Genomic DNA, 17,961 nt, shown 5'->3' with positions numbered 1-17,961 from the left:
ATGCATCATGACAACGACCTCGCCGCGGATGCGCGGCCTGATGGTTCTTATCGTTCTGGGTCTCCTCACACCGGCATTGCCGGCCTGCAGCCAGCACTCGCCGGAGACTGCGGCCGCCGGCGACGCTGCCGCGAGCCTTGAGGAGGTGCCCGGGACCGACCTGAAGCGCATCACACTGAACGAACACGCCGCCGGGAACCTCGGCCTCCAGACGTCGGCCACGAAACTGGACGCCAAGAGCGGGAAACTCACCGTCCCCTACCTGGCGGTCCTCTACGACAGCGAAGGAAAAACCTGGGTCTACACAATTGCCGGCCCGCGGGTCTACGTCCGCCAGTCCATCACGGTGGAGCGGATCGACGGCGAACAGGCCACGCTGAGCGACGGTCCGGCCCCGGGCACGACTGTGGTGACCCTGGGAGCCGCAGAGCTGTTCGGCGCTGAACTGGATGTGGCGAGCTGACATGCGGTGGATAGTAGGAATCAGCCTCAGGTTCAGGACGATCGTAGTTGCCCTCGCCTGCGTGGTGATGCTGCTGGGATCCGTCCAGCTCAGTAGGGCATCGTTGGATGTTTTTCCGGAGTTCGCGCCACCGCGGGTCGAGGTGCAGACTGCGTGCCTTGGTCTCACGGCCCAGGAGGTGGAGGAACTTGTCTCTGTGCCGATCGAGGCGTCCCTCTCCGGAATGCCGGGCCTGGATGAGCTGAGGTCAAAATCCGTGCCCCAGCTGTCCTCGATCATCCTGATCTTCAAGCAGGGCACAGACCTGCTCAACGCGCGGCAGCAGGTATCCGAGCGGATGGCCGCCGTGACGGCGGCCCTGCCCACGTGGGCCGCTCCCCCGGTGATGCTGCAGCCGCTGTCCTCGACCAGCCGGGTCATGAAAATCGGCATGACATCGTCCAGCCGGTCCATGATCGAGATGTCCATGCTTTCGTATTGGACCATCCGGGCCCGACTTCTGCGGGTCCCCGGCGTGGCCAACGTGGCCATCTGGGGCGAGAGGCTCCAGATGCTGCAGGTCCAGGTCAAGCCGGAGCAGCTCAAAGCCAAGAATGTCTCACTCAACCAGGTCATGGAAGTAACGGCCGGGGCTGTGGACGCAGGCCTGCTCCAGTACTCGCCTGGAAAATTTATCGGCACCGGCGGCTTCGTCGGCAGCCCGAACCAGCAGATGAGCATCCGCCACGTCCAGCCCATCACCAGCCCTGCGGACCTGGCCCGTGTGACCATCCGCGAAGACCACGGCACCGCACTGCATCTGGGCGACGTGGCGCGGGTGGTCGAGGACCATCAGCCGCTGATCGGCGATGCAGTCATCAACAACGGCCATGGACTGATGCTTATTGTTGAGAAGCTCCCCTGGGGCAACACGCTGGACGTGACCAAGGGCGTTGAGGAAGCCCTTCACGAACTTCAGCCGGGCATGAGCGGCATCACCTTCGACACCACCATCTTCCGTCCGGCGAGCTTCATCGAGGAGGCCGTTTCCAACCTTAGCCTTGCCCTCCTCTTGGGCTGCCTGCTGGTGGTCATGATCCTCAGCGCGTTCCTGTTCCAGTGGCGGACAGCACTCATCAGCCTGATCGCCATTCCGCTCTCCCTCCTCACCGCCGTCATGGTGCTGTACTTAACCGGTGGATCGGTCAACACCATGATCCTGGCCGGGCTGGTCATTGCGGTGGGGGTCGTCGTCGACGACGCAATCATCGACGTCGAAAACATCATGCGCCGCTTGCGGCAGCACCGCAGCCGCGGCGGGAGCGAATCGACGGCCTCTGTGGTGCTGAAGGCTTCCCTGGAAATGCGGAGCCCCATCGTCTACGCCACCTTGATCATTGTGGTGGCTGCCCTTCCCATTTTCTTCCTGGACGGGCTGACGGGAGTGTTTTTCAGGCCCCTTGCCGTGTCCTACACGCTGGCCGTCCTGGCATCGATGCTCGTGGCCCTGACCGTGACGCCGGCACTTGCCCTGATCCTGTTGGCCAGGGCAAAGCTGGAGCAACGCGACCCGCCGCTGGTCCGGGTGCTCAAGCGCGGGTACCATACCGTCCTTTCCCGCATCATGAACCGGCCGCGATACGGCTATGCCGGGTTCGGGGCTCTGGCGCTGGTTGGTCTGGCGATCGCCCCGCTGCTTGGGCAGTCCTTGTTTCCCACGTTCAAGGAACGCGACTTCCTGATGCACTGGGTGTCGGAACCCGGCACGTCGGCGGCGGAGGAATACCGCATCGCCCAGCGGGGCTGCGCGGCGTTCCTCAAGGTGCCCGGCGTGCTTAACTGTGGAACGCATATTGGCCAGGCCTTCCAGGCGGACGAGATAGTTGGCGTCAATGCCGGTGAACACTGGATCAGCATCGACCGCCACGCCAACTACGAGCAGACAGTCGCAGCCGTCCAGGAAGTCGTGGACGGATACCCGGGCCTGCACCGCGATGTGCAGACGTATCTGAAGGAACGGATCGAAGAAGTCCTAACGGGTGCCAGCGAACCCATCCTCGTCCGGGTTTACGGCGACGACCTTAACGTGCTGCGCGAGCAGGCCCAGAGGGTCAAACAAATCCTCAGCGAGATAAACGGGACCGACGATCCCCACATCTCCCTTGAGGTCGACGTCCCGCAGATCGCTGTTAAAGTGAACCTGGCCGAGGCGGAGAAGTACGGCCTCAAGCCCGGGGACGTGCGGCGCGCTGCTGCGACACTCGTGGCCGGGGAAGAGGTGGGCGACGTCTTCCGGGACGGAAGGGCCTACGACGTCCAGGTCTGGAGTACACCGGAAACCCGGGCAAGCGTCACCACCATCCAGGACCTGCCCATCGATACGCCAAGCGGGAAGCGTGTGCGCCTCGCCGACGTCGCCGACGTCAGCGTGCAGCCCACCCCGAACCTCATCGACCGCACGAACGGTTCCCGCAGGGTTGAGGTGGGATCCTTCATCGACGCCGGAGCGGACCTCGGCCGCGTGGTCACACAGCTGCAGGAACGCCTGGAGTCCCTCAACCTGCCCGCCGGCTACAGCGTCCAGCTATTGGGCGAATACACTGAGCGGCAGGCAGCCACTGAGCGACTCACGATTTTCGCTGTTGCGGCGCTGATTCTGATCCTCGTGCTCCTGCAGGCGTCCTTCCGCAGCTGGCGGCTGGCCGTTCTGGCCCTCCTGACGCTGCCCATCGCGCTCGTAGGAGCGGTCCTGGCCGCGTACTTCACCGGCGGGGTACTGTCGCTGGGTTCGCTCGTGGGGTTCCTGACGGTCATGGGAATCGCGGCCCGGAACGGCATCCTGCTCATCAGCCACTGCCAACACCTGGAAAGGATCGAGGGGGTTCCGTTCGGCGGCTCGCTCGTGCTGCGGGGCGCCGGTGAACGGCTCTCCCCGATCCTCATGACCACCCTTGCCACCGGACTTGCCCTGGTGCCACTGGTCGTCATGGGGGATGTGCCCGGTCACGAGATTGAATACCCGATGGCCGTGGTCATCCTCGGCGGACTCCTGACCTCCACGCTGCTCAACCTGTTTATCGTGCCGTCGCTCTACCTTCGTTTCGCCCAGTCGAGGAAATCCCGGAAGGCGGCAGAACAGGAGCTTGCCCTGCAGAAACTCGCAGTTCAATAAGCAGGGTCCTTGCGCTTGACCGCCGAAGCATCATTCAGCCCGTGCTCCGGCGGTCAGGTGCTGGTTGCGCGTCTCAATGAGCTTTCGGAGGTAGCGCGCCAGGAAGAGTTTCTCCGCCACCCGTCCCAGGAGCCCGAACGGCGCCGCGAAGTCGATCCGGTCCACCATGACAGTTCCGGCCGGAACTTCACTGAATTCGTGGACGTGGCGAAAGCGAAGGAACGGCCCCCGGACCTGTTCATCGACAAAGTAGTGCGGTGCCTGCATCTCCGTGATCCGGCTCGTCATCCGTATAGGCAGCCCGAAGTGCCAGGCGCGCCAGGTGACCTCCTGCCCCAATGAGATAAGGCCCGACGTGACGCCTCCAACGGCTTCCTCCTGGGAACGGGCCATCGAGTCCTTATGGGCGTCTATGCTCCGGGAGAGGTCGAACAGTTCGGTCATCCCGATGGTTGTCTGCGAGGTGCATTGGAGGGTGACGGCCATGCTCAGAGTATTCCAGCAGTTTCACCAGCGCGTTGCCGGCTTTCGAATCACGTCCCGCGGCCGCTGATAGGCGTAAGCTATCAGAGCCTCGGCCGGCCTCCGCCACGAAGGGGCAGGCCCAGGTCCGGGCCAAACAGCAGAACGGGCCGGGAAAAGGAGTTGGCGTGGACACCCGGAAGCTGAAGTATTTCCTGGCGGTGGTTGACCACGAGGGATTCAACCGGGCGGCAGAACACCTGCTCATCGCGCAGCCGTCCCTGTCCCAGACCATCGCCAGCCTGGAGAAGGACCTGGGCGTGCCGCTGTTCCACCGCATCGGGCGCCGGGCTGTCCTCAGCGAGGCCGGAAAGGAACTGGTGGGCCCCGCCCGGCTGGTGATGCGGGATCTGGACGCAGCCCAGTCTGCCGTGCAGGCGCTCCGCGGCCTGCGGAGCGGCCGCCTGGACATCATCACTATGCCCTCCCCCGGCATCGAGCCGCTGACATCCATGACCGCCGAGTTCACCAGGCTGCACCCGGAAGTTCGCCTCAACGTCAGCGCCGCCTTCACTCCAGAGGAGGTCATCGAGTCGGTCCGCAGCGGCAGCACCGAAATTGGCTTGGCCGGCTCCTCCAGTCCCATCCGGGTCCCCGGCGTCAACGTCCTGGACCTGGAACGCCAGCCGCTCATCCTCATCGTCAACCCCCACGCAGACACGTTCACCGCCGGGAGCACCATGCAGCGGGAGAACCTGGACGGGCACCGGCTGATCGCCAGCCAGCGCGGGTCACTGATGAGGTGGCTCGTGGACGACGCCCTGGCCCATGGCGTCAAAGCCGAAATCGTCGTCGAAGTCGCGCACCGGACCTCGATCCTGCCCCTGGTGCTGGCGGGCGTCGGGCACGCCGTCATGCCATCTTCCTGGGCGCCGACGGCACACAAGGCCGGACTGCGCACCCTTCAGATCGAGCCCGTTTCCCACCTGGACGTGGCTATCCTGAGCCGGAAGGACGGCCTGACACCCGCTGCCCGTGCATTCTTGAAGGTTGCTGAGCTGCACGTGGTTAAGGAACCGGACGCCGACCGGTCGCTGGAGCGATAGGCAGAACCTATCTGCCGTATCCAAACTAAGTCTTGGACGCGAATAACCGCCGGGCCGTCTACTTGAAGAGGAAGAAAACAGTGTGACCCCGCTAACAGGACCACGCTGCCAAAAAACTCAACGAGGAGGTCGGCACATGAGCGCCACCCAGAAATTCAGCATCGCTTCAATCCCCGCAGACGGCGTCGGCAAGGAAGTTGTCTCCGCCGGCCGCCGCGTCCTGGACGCCCTGGCAGAGAACTCCGGCGGCAAGTTCGCCTTCGACTGGACCGAGTTCCCCTGGGGCTGCGGCTACTACGAAAAGACCGGCCAGATGATGGACCCCAACGGCCTGGAGGCCCTGAAGGACTTCGACGCCATCTACTTCGGCGCCGTCGGCTGGGAAAACGTCCCGGACCACATCAGCCTGTGGGGCCTGCGCCTGAACATCACCCAGAACTTCGACCAGTGGGCCAACATTCGCCCGGTCAAGTTCCTCCCCGGCGTCGAGTCCCCGCTCCGCAAGGCCGACAACACCGAACTCGACTGGATCGTTGTCCGCGAGAACAGCGAAGGCGAGTACGCGGGCCTCGGCGGCCGGAACCTCAGCGGCCGCGGCCCCGGCAACGAAGTGGCTCTGCAAACCGCACTGTTCACCGAGAAGGGCTGCGAACGCATCATGCGCTTCGCCTTCGACCTGGCCCGGACCCGCACGGTGAAGAAGGTTTCCTCGGTCACCAAGTCCAACGCCCAGCAGTACGGCATGGTCCTCTGGGACGAAGTCTTCAACCGCGTGGCCCTGGACTACCCGGACGTACAGACCGAAAGCGTCCTGGTGGACGCCATGAGCGCGAAGTTCATCCTCAAGCCCGAGGACCTCTCCGTCGTCGTGGCCTCGAACCTGAACGCCGACATCCTGTCGGACCTGGGCTCGGCACTAGCTGGGAGCCTGGGCCTGGCCGCGAGCGCCAACCTGAACCCCGAGCGCCGCTTCCCGTCCATGTTCGAACCGGTCCACGGATCCGCCCCCGACATCGCCGGCAAGGGCATCAGCAACCCGATCGGCGCGATCGCCAGCGCCGCCCTGATGCTGGACCACTTCGGCCTGCACGAGGAAGCCCGGAAGGTGGAGGCCGCCATCGAGCAGACCACCGGCGCCGGGTACCTGACCCGCGACATCGGCGGCGAAGCCAACACCGAGGACGTCACCGAGGCGATCATCAAGGCCCTGACCAGCACCCTGGCAACCGTCTAACCACAGCACCTCCCGCGCCCGGCCCGCCGAGCGCACAACCAGCCCCGGGACGGGCGGCGAGGTAGCAGAACTCCCGCCCGTCCCGCACATTCATTCTTCAAGACATCTCCAGCGACGTTCCACAATGAGGTAGGAATCATGGACCACATCACCACCGCCGGTCAGGCAGCACCTGCCCGCAAGACCCGCTGGTACAAGCAGCTGTACTTCTGGGTTCTGACCGCCATTCTCATCGGCATCCTGGTCGGCTGGCTCGCGCCGTCCACGGGCATCGCCATGGAACCCATCGGCACTACCTTCGTGAATTCCATGAAGATGCTCATCGGCCCGATCGTGTTCCTGACCATCGTGGGCGGCATCGCCAGCGTCGCGGACCTGAAGAAGGTCGGCATGACGGGCCTGAAGGCCCTGACTTACTTCCAGATCGGCACCATCTGCGCCATGGTCTTTGGCCTGGTCGCCATTAATGTCTTCCGCCTCGGCGACGGCGTCAACGCGGACGCGTCCACCATCAAGACATCCGAGTCCGCCGCGAAGCTCATCGACGCCGGCGCACACCAGGAATGGTGGCAGTTCCTCACCCACATCATCCCCAGCAGCATCGTGGGCCCGTTCGTTGAGGGCGACATCCTGCAGATCATCTTCATCGCCGTCGTCTTCGGCATCGCCCTGAACGCCATGGGCAAGGTCGGCGCTCCTGTCCTGGACGGTGTGCAGCGCCTGACCGCGGTTATGTTCAAGATCCTCAGCTTCATCATGAAGGCCGCCCCGCTGGGTGCCTTCGGCGCGATGGCGTTCGCCGTCGGCAAGTACGGGGTGTCCTCGCTGACCAGCATGGGCGGATTGATCGCCCTCTTCTACGTCACGTCCATCCTGTTCATCGTGGTGGTCCTCGGTTCCGTGATGGCGTTCCTGAAGCTGAACATCTTCGCGATGATCCGGCACCTCAAAGAGGAATACATGCTCATTCTGGGCACCTCCACCGCCGAACCGGCCCTCCCCGGCCTGATGCGCAAGCTCGAGCACGCCGGCGTGAAGAAGGAAACCGTCGGCCTCGTCGTGCCCACCGGCTACAGCTTCAACCTCGACGGCGCCGCCATCTACCTATCCCTGGCAGCCCTCTACATCGCCCAGGCCACCAACACCGACCTGACCATCGGCCAGCAGCTGGGCCTGCTCGCCGTCATGCTGCTGACCTCCAAGGGTGCAGCAGGCGTCGCCGGCGGCGGCTTCATCGCCCTGACCGCCACCCTGACCACCATCGGCACCATCCCGGCCGCCGGCATCATGCTCATCTTCGGCATCGACAAGTTCATGTCCGAATGCCGCGCCATCGTGAACTTCACCGGCAATGCCGTTGCCACCCTTTTCATCGCCTGGTGGGACCGGACCCTCGACGCCGACCGCGCACGCCGCGTCTTCGCCGGAGAAACCGTCGAGCCGATGCCCGCAGAGGACCCCGTGCACGTCGACGACGTCACCGACATCGACGACGACCTGACCGAATACGGCCACCACAACCCGAAGCACCACGGATCCGGGGATCCGGCTCCCAGGCATGCTGCCGACGTCGTACCCGCACCGTCTGCTGACCGCCGCCCCGCCTACTCGGAAAACGTCTGACATGACCATCACCACCGCCCCGAAATTCGTGCGGACCCTCATTGCCCCTGACAAGTTCAAAGGCAGCCTCACCGCGGCCGAGGTTGCCCAGGCGCTGGCCGCGGGGATCCGCTCCGCAGCTGATGTGTCCGGCACGGCCGGAGCGGTCCAGTGCGAACTGCTTCCACTGGCCGACGGCGGCGACGGCAGCGTCGACGCCGCCGTCGCCTCCGGCTTCACCCGCCGCAGCTACACGGTCGCCGGCCCCACCGGCCAGCCGGTCCAGGCCGGCATCGCTTTCGACGGCTCCACCGCAGTGGTTGAGGTCGCCAACACCTGCGGACTGGCACTCCTGCCCGACGGGAAGCTGGAACCGCTGAACGCCTCCAGCCGTGGTTTCGGCGAAGCCGTCCTGTTCGCCCTCAGCCTCAAGCCCGCCAGGATCGTGCTGGCACTGGGCGGAAGTGCCAGCACCGACGGCGGCATGGGAATGCTCACCGCCCTGGGCTACAGCTTCCTCGACGTCCAAGGGCGGCAGCTGGAGGGCAACGGCAGGACGCTGGTCCAGATCCACTCCATCCAGCGGAGAGACTTCCCGGAACTCGCTGATACAGAGTTCATCGTGGCCAGCGATGTGCACAATCCGCTGCTCGGTCCCACCGGTGCCCCTGCCGTCTTCGGACCGCAGAAGGGCGCCGGGTCCACGGAGATCGCGGCCCTCGATGACGGCCTGGCGCACCTCGTGGCCAAGCTGTCAGAGGCCGGTTTGCCCTACGCCGCTGCCCTGGCGGAGCACGAAGGCGCGGGAAGCGCAGGCGGACTCGGCTACGCCTGTCTGCTGCTGGGAGCGAAACAGGTTTCCGGCGCCGACTACTTCCTGGACCTGCTGGACTTCGACACGCGCAAGGACAGCTGCGACGTCGTCATCACCGGCGAAGGAAGCATCGACGAACAGACCCTGGCCGGCAAGCTTCCCGCCGCTGTCGCCCGCCGCTCGGGCGCCCGCCCGCTCATCGCGGTGGCCGGGCGCTCGCTGCTCCCGCAGGAGCGCTGGTCCGAGATGTCGTTGAACCGGGTGTACACGCTGGCGGACTACACGGACCGGGACTCCTCCAAAGACCCCGGACTTACCGCCGCACTGCTGCACCGGATCGGACAGGAGATAGCAGCGGGACTTCGGCACCAGTAGCACTTGCCATCCGGCCTCCTGAAGTATGGCCGCAAGCAGAAAGAAAGGTCCCGCAGCGGCGGGGCCTTTCTTTGCTGTGCCTACGCGTTCTCGCGGATGCGGTCACGGTCACGGTCAGCGGTTTCCTCCAGCCGGGCGAGGTAGGCCCACATCCTGCTTTCCTCTGCCTGCACCTGGGGTTCGGGGGTCTCGGCAGGCCTTGCTTCCGGGCGTCCCTCGGCCTCCTTGGCCGCTTCCTTCCTGTAATTCCGCCATCCCTCACACGATGAATAGCACATCACCGACCTCCTAACAGTTGGTGTACATTCATCGTCCTCCCATTGCCGGGCAGTGTCGATTGCCGTTCTGTGTCGATTGGCAGGCAGCGTCGGTGGTTTGAAGGTCGCCCCGCCCCACCCTGCTCAGGTCAGCCGCTGGCGGACGATATCGCTCACGGCCTTGCCGTCGAAACGGCCTGCCACCCGGGCTGTCACCGGCTTCATCACGGCGCCCATGTGCCGCACGGACAGCTCCGTGCCGTCCGCCCGCAAACCGTCGATGACCTCGTCCACGATGCCCTCCACCTCGGCGGCGGTGAGAGCCTTCGGCAGGTACGCCTCAATAACCTCTGCTTCGGCGACTTCCGCAGCGGCCCGCTCCGATTCCCCCGCTTCGGTGTAAATGCGGGCGGTGTCGCGCCGTTTCGCCGCCTCCTTCTGCAGCAATGCCGTCACCTGCGTGTCGTCGAGCTCCACCGGCGTCTTGCCGGACTTCTCCCGGGTCTCGATCTCGCCCAGGACGCTGCGCACGGTGCCCAGGGCCACCTTGTTGTGCTCCTTCAGATGTGCAACGACATCCCCGTGCAGGCGTTCCTTCAGCGTGGCCATGGCTTCCTTCTCCCGACGATGGTGTGTACCTCAATCGTGGACCCGCAGGCCCGTAGCGCCTAGGACACAGCAATGCCGAGTACCCCGCACCGCGCAGAAACCTGCGCTGCGAGGCGCCGGTGCCGTCCAGGATCAGGTGTTGCCGCGTGTCCTTCTCCGCTGCCGGCGGTCTTCGCACATATGTTCTAGGTATGGAAGAGGAACATCCCGGTGAACTTGCCGGGCAGATGTCTATCAATGAGCTCCTTATCGCGATGGGCGAAGCCCCCGTGGAAAGCATGCTGCATCTGGTGGTCCCTGACGACGCCTCATCGCTGATGGAGGATCCGCCAACCCTGCCCGGGCTGTGAGCAGGGCCCGAAGGGCACTGCCCCTGTAGCCTTGATTCCTATGGTTTACCTGCAAGTCCCCGGCCCGTCCCTCCCCGAACAATGGTGGGACCGTGTGACGGCCGGATTCACCCAGACTGCTGTTCCCGCGGTCTCCGTCACTGAGCTCCTCGCGGTGGTGCTCCTCGCGGCTGCACTGTCCGTTCCCAAGGCCACATGGCGATATTTCGGCCTGCTCGCCACCGTGACCCATGAACTGGGGCACGCCTTTGCTGCCCTGACCAGCGGCCAGCGGCTGGGCGGCATCCGGCTCCAGCTGAATCACGGCGGCACCACCACGTCCTATACCCGGGGGCGCGCCGCCGCTGTGTGGTCAGGATTTTGGGGCTATCCGGTTCCCGGAGTGACCGGCGCTGCCCTGGTGTGGGCGGGCTTCAGCGGCTGGGGCCCGGCCGCCATGTCTGCCGGACTGCTGATCCTGCTGGCGTCACTGCTCTTCATCCGCAACGCCGCCGGCGTGCTGATCCTCCTTGGGTCGGTGGTGGCGGTGGCTGCCATGATCATCAATGTGCCCGCCGCGTTCACGGGCCACGTGTCCATCATTCTTGGCGTCGCCCTTCTCGTTGCTGCCGTCCGGGACCTGCTCAAGCTGACGAATGTCCACCTCCGCCGCCGCGACCAGCTGCGGTCCTCCGACGCCTACATCCTCTACCGCGCCACTGCAGTGCCCTCCGGCGTCTGGATCGCCCTGTTCTCCCTGGTGGTGGCGGCCTGCTGGCTGGTTGCATGGCAGCCGATGTCGCGGGTCTTTGGAGCGGCAACATAGTCTGGAGCCATGAGTGAGAAGACCAGCACAGTCGAAGCACACGGCAGGGGACGCCACGCAGGGGAACCGCAAGGCACCGAATTTCACATCGCCGAGCCCCGCATCAGAGAACCAGACAGCAAAGAACCACACAGCAAAGAATCACACAGCAAAGAATCACACAGCACCAAGGGCGCGTACGTCACCGGCGGCGAGTTCAACCGGGACACCAGCTACATCGAGGACCGGATCACCCGGGACGGCACGCCCGGCCCGAACGGCGAACCAGGCTGGCCCGTGGAACCGGGGCGCTACCGGCTGATTGCCGCGCGGGCATGCCCGTGGGCCAACCGCACCGTCATCGTCCGCAGGCTCCTGGGGCTCGAGGACGTCATCAGCCTCGGCCAGCCCGGCCCCACCCACGATGCCCGGTCCTGGACCTTTGACCTGGACACGGGCGGCAAGGACCCGGTGCTGGGCATCGAGCGGCTGCAGCAGGCCTACTTCCGGCGTTTCCCGGACTACCCCCGCGGCATCACAGTTCCTGCTGTGGTGGACATCGCCAGCGGAGCGGTGGTCACCAACAACTACCCTCAGATCACTCTGGATTTCTCCACGGAATGGACGGATTTCCACCGCCCGGGTGCGCCGCAGCTGTACCCGGAACACCTGCGCGGGGAAATCGACAGTGTTAACAAACGCGTTTTCACGGAGGTCAACAACGGTGTTTACAGGTGTGGCTTCGCCGGGTCCCAGGAGGCCTACGATGCTGCCTACACCCGGCTGTGGAACGCGATGGACTGGCTGGAGGAACGGCTCACCGGCCAGAGATATCTGGTGGGTGACTCCATGACCGAGGCGGACGTCCGGCTCTTCACCACCCTCGCGCGCTTCGATGCCGTGTACCACGGCCACTTCAAGTGCAACCGGAACAAGCTCAGCGAAATGCCCGCACTGTGGGGTTATGCCCGGGACCTGTTTCAGACGCCCGGCTTCGGTGACACCATCGACTTCGTGCAGATCAAACAGCACTACTACATAGTGCACGAGGACATTAACCCCACGCAGATCGTCCCCGCGGGCCCGGAGCTGTCCGGCTGGCTGAGCGACCATGGCAGGGAGTCCCTGGGAGGAAGCCCCTTCGGCGACGGCACTCCGCCAGGCCCGGTGAAGGCGGGCGAGGAAGTGGCCGCCGGCCACGGAGCCGGTTAGCGCCGCAGGGGCCGGATGAGCACCCCAAAACAGCACCGTGATCCGCTGCCGCACAGGATCTGGCGGTCAGTGTCCACAAGGGTAGCCCGCGCCCTGGCAGCACCGCGCCTGCAGCTTGCCGCCAAAGCGGGACTGGCCGCAGGCATCGCGTTTTGGGTTGCGCCTTTCATGCCCGGGTCTGCCGCACACTATGCGTACTACGCCCCGCTCGGTGCGCTGGTGGCAATGTACGAAAACGTGTCGGGTTCCATGCGCCAGGGTTTCCAGACCCTGGTGGGCCTGGGCGCGGGCGTCGGACTGGCTTTCCTCCTCATCAGCTTCGGGGCCACGCCTCTCACTGTGGCATTGGTCATGGCACTGGGCGTCCTGCTCGCAGGGCTCCCGCGCCTGGGCGCGGGTCGGGACTGGATTCCGACGGCGGCCCTGCTGGTGCTGCTGGTGGGCAGGCAGAACCCGGACGATTTCTCTTACGGCTACTTGCTGCAGATGGGCGTGGGCGTGGTGGTCGGCGTCGCCGTCAACCTGCTCGTGTTTCCTCCACTGCACTTTAACGCCGCGGCCCTGAGCCTGGCGGAGCTGCGGCTGTCCCTGGCCCGGCAGCTGCAGGATATGGGGGCGGCCATGCACGAAAAATGGCCGCCCGAACACGAGGACTGGTCGCGCCGGTCCGAGGACCTGGCGCAGTCAGCCCGCTCCGTGCGGGCAGCCGTGCAGAAGGCTGACGCCAGCCGGGAGGCCAATCCGCGCCGCCGGTTCCATCCGCGCGACGTGGACAAGGACTACCAGAGCGTCCGCGACCTCGAGCAGATCACCTTCCACATCCAGGACATGACAGAGGTGCTGGCCGACGTCATCTGGAGCGAGGACATGCCCTTCACCATCCCCCTGCCCTACAGCGAACCGCTTGCCGAGGCCCTTTTCGCCGTGGGCGAGGTGCTTCGTTCGGCGGAGGAGGACGACGCCGACCGGCAGGCAGAGCTGTTCCAGGCAGCCCATGCGGCGGTCGCCTCCCTCGAAGACCGCACCGCCGCCGAAGGCAACGGGGCCGGCACGCCGAGCGCGGCAGGATCAATCCTGCTTAGCCTGCACCGCATCCTCCGGGTCGCCAACCCGAACGCCAAGTAGCCCGACTGCACCACCCAGGCTGCAGTACCGCACCGCACCGCACCACGCCTTGCTACAGCGCCGCCACCGATCCGCTGAAGTGCTTGCGGCCGGACCGCGGACTCCAGGCCACGTAGCCGGACCGCAGCCAGCCGCCGTCCCCGGTCTCCGCCGTCGAAATGTCCAGCGCCACCCGTGCGGGAAGGAAAACCGGGGCCTCGAACGCCACCTCCCAGCGGAACGCGTCGCCTTTGGCAGCGCCCACATCCGCCAGCGCCCTCGACGCCAGGTACATGCCGTGGGCGATGGACCGGCGAAACCCCAGTGCCTTGGCGGAAAGTACACTCAGGTGGATCGGGTTGAAGTCCCCGGACACGGCAGCGTAGGCACGGCCGGTGTCCACGCCAAGTTGCCAGAGGGCCGTGGGGTCCGGAGCCGAAAAACCCTGCGGCGCGACGGCGGCCGAGGCCTTGTCGATGCCCGGCAGGAACACCCCCTTGGCCAGGTAGGTGGACACGCCGCTCCAGCAGATGTCGCCGCCACCGGAAGCGCGAACCTCCGCCACGATGTCCAGCTGCGTTCCGGCGCGGTGGGCCCGGAGCGTCGCCGCCCTCGCCACAATGTCCAGCGGTTCAGTGAACCTGACCGGCCTGCGGTACTCAATCACGTTCCGCAGATGGATCATCCCCAGCAGGGGCAGCGGGAAGTCGTCGCGGTTCATGACGCTCATGGCCACAGGAAACGCCAGGGCATGGATGAACCCTGCCGGGAGCACGTCACTGGCAGTCTCTCCCAGCAGGTGCTGGTAGGCCGTGAGGTTTTCGACGTCGGGACGGACGTCGCGGACTTCGTGGCTCACGGCGGGCAGCACGCCGTCGGCATGCGAGCCCAGGATCCGGCGGCGCGCCGCCGTGGCCGCCGCGTTCACGTACAGCTTGGAGAGGGACGGCATTTCCCCCAGGATGAGGGGCTGGCTGGCGGTCATGCCCCCACCAGGTTTTGTCCGCACACCCTCAGCACCTCTCCGGAAATGCCCCCTCCGGAATCGCCCGCGAGGAAGGAAATCGCCTCGGCGACGTCCTCCGGCCGCCCGCCCTGCTGCAGCGAATTCAGACGCCGGGCAATCTCCCGGGTGGCGAAGGGAATCCGCGCGGTCATCTCTGTCTCGATGAATCCAGGCGCCACGGCATTGATCGAACCGCCGTATTCGGCCAGCAGGGGCGCGGTGGCCCGGACCATGCCCATCACCCCGCCCTTGGATGCAGCATAGTTGGTTTGTCCGCGATTGCCGGCAATGCCGCTTGTGGAGGCAACCGCAACGATGCGCGGCGCGGAACGGAAGTGCTCGGAGGCCAGGAGCGCCTCATTGATGCGCAGTTGGGCGCCGATGTTCACATCTATGACCGAACCCCAGCGGGCCTGGTCCATGTTGGCCAGCAGTTTGTCGCGGGTGATGCCGGCATTATGGACCACGACGTCGAGCCGGCCGTGGCGCTGCACGGCATGCTCAATGATTCGTTGCCCGGCATCGTCGCGGGTGATGTCCAGTTGCAGCGCGGTCCCGCTGATCCCGTTTGCGACCTCCGCCAGGTGGTCCCCGGCCGCGGGAACGTCCACCGCCACAACGGTGGCGCCGTCGCGGTGCAGTGTCCGGGCGATGGCCGCGCCGATCCCGCGGGCCGCCCCGGTCACCACGGCGACCTTCCCCGCGAGCGGTGCGTCGGCGTCGTCGGGCATCCTGCCGTCCGCGGAACTGACGCGGACGAACTGGCCGTCCACGAACGCTGACCGGCCGGAGAGGAAGAAGCGCAGCGCGCCCAGGGCTGACGGGGCGGTGGGACTGATGTCTTCTGCCAGGAGGATGCCGTTGCCGGTGGCGCCCCCGCGCAGTTCCTTGGCCAGGGACCGCAGCAGCCCGTCCACGCCTTGCCTGGCGGCGGCCGTGGACGGCGTTCCGCCGGGCACGCGCGAGACCGTTACCACGCGGCCGCCGGGGGTAAGGTCGCGGAGTGAGGGCGCTGCCGCAAGGACCGGCTGCTGCAGGTCGACGGGCGCTTCGACGGCATCAAGGACTAGCACGATTCCGCCAAGCTTTTCCTTGGGAACGGCGTGGCGGCGGACGTCGAGGCCCCAGGAAAGCAGCGCCGCCGCGATCCCGTCTGCGCCTGGTCCGGAGCCGCCGACCAGGACCGGCCCGTCGATCAGTGGCTGGCCCGGGTGGTAGCGCCGAAGCTCGGCCGGCTGCGGCAGGCCGAGCTTCCGGGCCAGGTCCCGTCCAAGGCCGTGGTTAACCAGCCTCGCGTAGGTGTCAGTCATGGATGTCCCCCGGGGTAGTTCCTGCCGAGTACGCCTCAAGCAGTGCGACGACGCCCTGGCCGCCGGCGGCACAAACCGACACGAGCCCCAGCGCGGGGCGCCCGCCGGAAGTTCCCTTCTCATGCAGCATTTTAGCCAGGGTGGCCACGATGCGGCCGCCCGTGGCAGCAAACGGGTGCCCGGCGGCCAGCGACGATCCGTTGACGTTCAGCCTGGACCGGTCGACCTTGCCGAAGGCGCCATCCAGGCCGAGGCGCTCGCGGCCGAACTTTTCGTCCTCCCACGCGGCCAGCGTGCTCAGTACCGTCCCGGCAAAGGCTTCGTGGATCTCGAAGAAGTCGATGTCGTCCAGGGTGAGGCCGTTGCGTGCCAGCAGGCGCGGGACGGCGAACACCGGCGCCATGAGCAGCCCGTCCTTGCCGTGGACGAAATCCACGGCGGCAGCCTCGCCGTCCAGGACGGTGGCGAGCTTGGGCAGGTCGTGCCCGTCCGCCCAGTCCTCCGAAGCGAGCAGCACGGTGGAGGCGCCGTCCGTGAGCGGCGTGGAGTTGCCGGCAGTCATGGTGGCTTCCGAGCCCAGGTTCCGGCCGAACACGGGCTTCAGCGTTGCCAGCTTTTCGGGGCTCGTGTCCGGCCTGAGGTTGGAGTCCCGGGTGAGCCCGCGGTAGGGCGTGAGGAGATCGTCGAAGAACCCGGCCTCGTAGGCGGCGGCGAGGTTCCGGTGGCTGTTGAGGGCAAGTTCGTCCTGCGCCTCGCGGGAGATGTTCCACTGGGCCGTGGTCAGGGCCTGGTGCTCACCCATCGACAGTCCGGTGCGGGGCTCTCCGGTGTTCGGCGCGTCCGGGGCGAGATCCTTGGGGCGCAGCCGGGCCAGGATCTGGAGCCGCTGCGGGAGCGTCTTGGCGCGGCTGAGGTCCAGCAGCACCTCGCGGAGGCCTTCGCTGACGGCAATGGGGGCATCGGACGCGGAGTCCACACCGCCCGCGATGGCCGAGTCCAACTGGCCGAGCCTGATCTTGTTGGCCAGGCCCAGCACTGTTTCCAGGCCGGTGGCGCAGGCCTGCTGGAGATCATAGGCGGGAGTTTCCGGTGACAGCGCCGAGCCGAGGACTGCTTCACGCGTCAGGTTAAAGTCCCGGGAGTGCTTGAGGACGGCGCCCGCCGCCACCTCGCCGATGCGCTCCTCCTGCAGGCCGAAGCGGGCGATCAGGCCGTCCAGGGCGGCGGTGAGCATGTCCTGGTTGGACGATTTGGTGTACGCGCCGCCCGTCCGGGCGAACGGGATCCTGTTGCCGCCGACCACCACGGCCTTCCGCACGCTTTGAGGCTGTCCATCCACGGGCATGTGCTATCTCCTTTGATCCGGCTGGTTATCGATACCCAGCGTACCTGATACGCTGGGTATCGTGAACTTGATTCCTCCGCCCGTGTCTTCGGACTCCCCCGCTGAACCCGTGGACGGCCGCGCCTCGCGCTGGCAGGGGCACCGCGAAGAACGGAGGCGGGAACTCATCAAGGCCGCCCGGCGGGCGGTCCACGCGCTCGGCAGCGATGCCTCCATGGAGGACATTGCCGCGGCGGCCGGCACATCGAAGTCGGTGTTCTACCGCTACTTCGGTGACAAGGCCGGCCTGCAGCAGGCGGTGGGGGAAGTAGTGCTGGGGCAGATGCAGCAGCGCATCAAGGAGGCGGCGCAAAGCGCGCAGACGCCCCGGCAGGGCTTGTTCGCCATGGTCTCGGCCTACCTCCAGATGGCTGAAACCAGCCCCAACGTCTACATCTTTGTCACGCGATACTCCGCTGCGGAGTCCGACGGCGGTCCCACCACCATCACCACGGCGGGCGCCCTGGGCCACTTCTTTGAGGCCATTGCGGACATGATCGCCACGCCCATGCGCACCCACCTCGGCGAAGGCAAGGAATCTGTGATCGGCTACTGGCCCAACGCAGCCATCGGCCTGGTGCGCAACGCCGGCGAGCAGTGGCTGGCCACTCCGGACTCCCCCGCCAAACCTGACCAGGAAACCATGGCGCGGCAGATCACCGACTGGCTGTGCGTCGGCATCGCGCCGGAACTCACGGACGTTCAATAGCACCGGAAGCGGCCAGGACCAACGAAGGA

17 protein-coding genes are annotated in these 17,961 nt (G+C 66.1%); 11 read left to right on the top strand and 6 right to left on the bottom strand.

Features of this window, described 5'->3' with window-relative positions; genetic code table 11:
* Positions 1-7 precede the first annotated feature (7 nt).
* On the top strand, positions 8-463 hold the full coding sequence (locus DBZ45_RS15650) for a hypothetical protein (protein ID WP_223257112.1): 456 nt from the start codon (positions 8-10) through the stop codon (positions 461-463).
* A 1-nt stretch (position 464) separates the two neighbouring features.
* Positions 465-3,614 carry an efflux RND transporter permease subunit gene (locus DBZ45_RS15645; RefSeq protein WP_111904799.1) on the top strand — a complete coding sequence of 1,050 codons (3,150 nt, stop codon included), beginning with the start codon at positions 465-467 and terminating at the stop codon, positions 3,612-3,614.
* Between the two features lie 30 nt (positions 3,615-3,644).
* On the opposite strand, the gene DBZ45_RS15640 is transcribed toward DBZ45_RS15645, so the two are convergent.
* Complete coding sequence (locus DBZ45_RS15640) at positions 3,645-4,100, bottom strand: SRPBCC family protein (RefSeq protein WP_190243155.1); 456 nt, start codon at positions 4,098-4,100, stop codon at positions 3,645-3,647.
* Positions 4,101-4,264: 164 nt separating this feature from the next.
* On the opposite strand from DBZ45_RS15640, the gene DBZ45_RS15635 reads away from it, so the two are divergent.
* The 4 genes from DBZ45_RS15635 (at position 4,265) to DBZ45_RS15620 (ending at position 9,207) form a co-directional block, all read left to right on the top strand.
* Positions 4,265-5,182, top strand: coding sequence for a LysR family transcriptional regulator (locus tag DBZ45_RS15635; protein WP_111904798.1), 918 nt, complete (start codon positions 4,265-4,267; stop codon positions 5,180-5,182).
* A 136-nt stretch (positions 5,183-5,318) separates the two neighbouring features.
* Complete coding sequence (locus DBZ45_RS15630) at positions 5,319-6,416, top strand: tartrate dehydrogenase (protein ID WP_111904797.1); 1,098 nt, start codon at positions 5,319-5,321, stop codon at positions 6,414-6,416.
* A 138-nt stretch (positions 6,417-6,554) separates the two neighbouring features.
* The gene (gene dctA / locus DBZ45_RS15625; RefSeq protein WP_111904796.1) at positions 6,555-8,039 is read left to right on the top strand and encodes a C4-dicarboxylate transporter DctA; all 1,485 of its coding nucleotides are present in this window, start codon (positions 6,555-6,557) and stop codon (positions 8,037-8,039) included.
* A 1-nt stretch (position 8,040) separates the two neighbouring features.
* A complete protein-coding gene (locus DBZ45_RS15620) occupies positions 8,041-9,207 on the top strand; it encodes a glycerate kinase (RefSeq protein WP_111904795.1) in 1,167 nt (388 codons plus the stop codon).
* Positions 9,208-9,287: 80 nt separating this feature from the next.
* On the opposite strand, the gene DBZ45_RS15615 is transcribed toward DBZ45_RS15620, so the two are convergent.
* Both DBZ45_RS15615 and DBZ45_RS15610 read right to left on the bottom strand, forming a co-directional pair.
* Positions 9,288-9,488, bottom strand: coding sequence for a hypothetical protein (locus tag DBZ45_RS15615; RefSeq protein ID WP_146617531.1), 201 nt, complete (start codon positions 9,486-9,488; stop codon positions 9,288-9,290).
* Between the two features lie 120 nt (positions 9,489-9,608).
* Positions 9,609-10,073 carry a GatB/YqeY domain-containing protein gene (locus tag DBZ45_RS15610; RefSeq protein WP_111904793.1) on the bottom strand — a complete coding sequence of 155 codons (465 nt, stop codon included), beginning with the start codon at positions 10,071-10,073 and terminating at the stop codon, positions 9,609-9,611.
* Between the two features lie 191 nt (positions 10,074-10,264).
* Here DBZ45_RS15610 and DBZ45_RS22990 point away from each other — a divergent pair, with 191 nt between their 5' ends.
* From DBZ45_RS22990 to DBZ45_RS15595, 4 genes are all read left to right on the top strand, one after another.
* On the top strand, positions 10,265-10,423 hold the full coding sequence (locus tag DBZ45_RS22990) for a hypothetical protein (protein ID WP_190243154.1): 159 nt from the start codon (positions 10,265-10,267) through the stop codon (positions 10,421-10,423).
* A 40-nt stretch (positions 10,424-10,463) separates the two neighbouring features.
* A complete protein-coding gene (locus DBZ45_RS15605; protein ID WP_111904792.1) occupies positions 10,464-11,228 on the top strand; it encodes a M50 family metallopeptidase in 765 nt (254 codons plus the stop codon).
* A gap of 9 nt (positions 11,229-11,237) precedes the next feature.
* Positions 11,238-12,419: a glutathione S-transferase family protein gene (locus DBZ45_RS15600; protein WP_223257111.1), complete on the top strand. Its 1,182-nt coding sequence runs from the start codon at positions 11,238-11,240 to the stop codon at positions 12,417-12,419.
* 69 nt (positions 12,420-12,488) lie between these two features.
* Positions 12,489-13,544 carry an FUSC family protein gene (locus DBZ45_RS15595; RefSeq protein ID WP_111904791.1) on the top strand — a complete coding sequence of 352 codons (1,056 nt, stop codon included), beginning with the start codon at positions 12,489-12,491 and terminating at the stop codon, positions 13,542-13,544.
* 52 nt (positions 13,545-13,596) lie between these two features.
* Here the strand turns inward: DBZ45_RS15595 and DBZ45_RS15590 are convergent, their stop codons facing one another.
* Genes DBZ45_RS15590 through DBZ45_RS15580 form a run of 3 tightly spaced genes read right to left on the bottom strand, consistent with a single transcriptional unit; the run spans position 13,597 to position 17,184 of the window.
* Positions 13,597-14,508, bottom strand: a complete 912-nt coding sequence (locus tag DBZ45_RS15590; RefSeq protein WP_111904790.1) for a MaoC family dehydratase — start codon at positions 14,506-14,508, stop codon at positions 13,597-13,599.
* On the bottom strand, positions 14,505-15,839 hold the full coding sequence (locus DBZ45_RS15585; protein WP_111904789.1) for a 3-oxoacyl-ACP reductase: 1,335 nt from the start codon (positions 15,837-15,839) through the stop codon (positions 14,505-14,507). The genes DBZ45_RS15590 and DBZ45_RS15585 overlap by 4 nt, the downstream gene beginning before the upstream one ends.
* Positions 15,832-17,184, bottom strand: coding sequence for an acetyl-CoA C-acetyltransferase (locus tag DBZ45_RS15580; RefSeq protein ID WP_111904788.1), 1,353 nt, complete (start codon positions 17,182-17,184; stop codon positions 15,832-15,834). Before DBZ45_RS15580 ends, DBZ45_RS15585 begins: the two co-directional genes overlap by 8 nt.
* 61 nt (positions 17,185-17,245) lie before the next feature.
* On the opposite strand from DBZ45_RS15580, the gene DBZ45_RS15575 reads away from it, so the two are divergent.
* Positions 17,246-17,932 carry a TetR/AcrR family transcriptional regulator gene (locus tag DBZ45_RS15575; protein ID WP_223257110.1) on the top strand — a complete coding sequence of 229 codons (687 nt, stop codon included), beginning with the start codon at positions 17,246-17,248 and terminating at the stop codon, positions 17,930-17,932.
* Positions 17,933-17,961: the final 29 nt, after the last annotated feature.

The organism is Arthrobacter globiformis (genome assembly GCF_003261175.1).
In the GTDB taxonomy this organism is placed as follows: Bacteria; Actinomycetota; Actinomycetes; order Actinomycetales; family Micrococcaceae; genus Arthrobacter; species Arthrobacter globiformis_A.
The sequence above is the reverse complement of the archived record's forward strand: the minus strand, read 5'-3'. Positions and strand labels throughout refer to the sequence as shown.

Bases quoted from the DNA above. Each gene is read 5' to 3' on its own strand.
- DBZ45_RS15640 (WP_190243155.1), bottom strand. From the start codon at position 4,100: ATGGCCGTCACCCTCCAATGCACCTCGCAGACAACCATCGGGATGACC.
- dctA (WP_111904796.1), top strand. From the start codon at position 6,555: ATGGACCACATCACCACCGCCGGTCAGGCAGCACCTGCCCGCAAGACC.
- DBZ45_RS15620 (WP_111904795.1), top strand. From the start codon at position 8,041: ATGACCATCACCACCGCCCCGAAATTCGTGCGGACCCTCATTGCCCCT.
- DBZ45_RS15630 (WP_111904797.1), top strand. From the start codon at position 5,319: ATGAGCGCCACCCAGAAATTCAGCATCGCTTCAATCCCCGCAGACGGC.
- DBZ45_RS22990 (WP_190243154.1), top strand. From the start codon at position 10,265: ATGGAAGAGGAACATCCCGGTGAACTTGCCGGGCAGATGTCTATCAAT.
- DBZ45_RS15650 (WP_223257112.1), top strand. From the start codon at position 8: ATGACAACGACCTCGCCGCGGATGCGCGGCCTGATGGTTCTTATCGTT.
- DBZ45_RS15585 (WP_111904789.1), bottom strand. From the start codon at position 15,839: ATGACTGACACCTACGCGAGGCTGGTTAACCACGGCCTTGGACGGGAC.
- DBZ45_RS15610 (WP_111904793.1), bottom strand. From the start codon at position 10,073: ATGGCCACGCTGAAGGAACGCCTGCACGGGGATGTCGTTGCACATCTG.
- DBZ45_RS15605 (WP_111904792.1), top strand. From the start codon at position 10,464: ATGGTTTACCTGCAAGTCCCCGGCCCGTCCCTCCCCGAACAATGGTGG.
- DBZ45_RS15645 (WP_111904799.1), top strand. From the start codon at position 465: ATGCGGTGGATAGTAGGAATCAGCCTCAGGTTCAGGACGATCGTAGTT.
- DBZ45_RS15580 (WP_111904788.1), bottom strand. From the start codon at position 17,184: ATGCCCGTGGATGGACAGCCTCAAAGCGTGCGGAAGGCCGTGGTGGTC.
- DBZ45_RS15600 (WP_223257111.1), top strand. From the start codon at position 11,238: ATGAGTGAGAAGACCAGCACAGTCGAAGCACACGGCAGGGGACGCCAC.
- DBZ45_RS15590 (WP_111904790.1), bottom strand. From the start codon at position 14,508: ATGACCGCCAGCCAGCCCCTCATCCTGGGGGAAATGCCGTCCCTCTCC.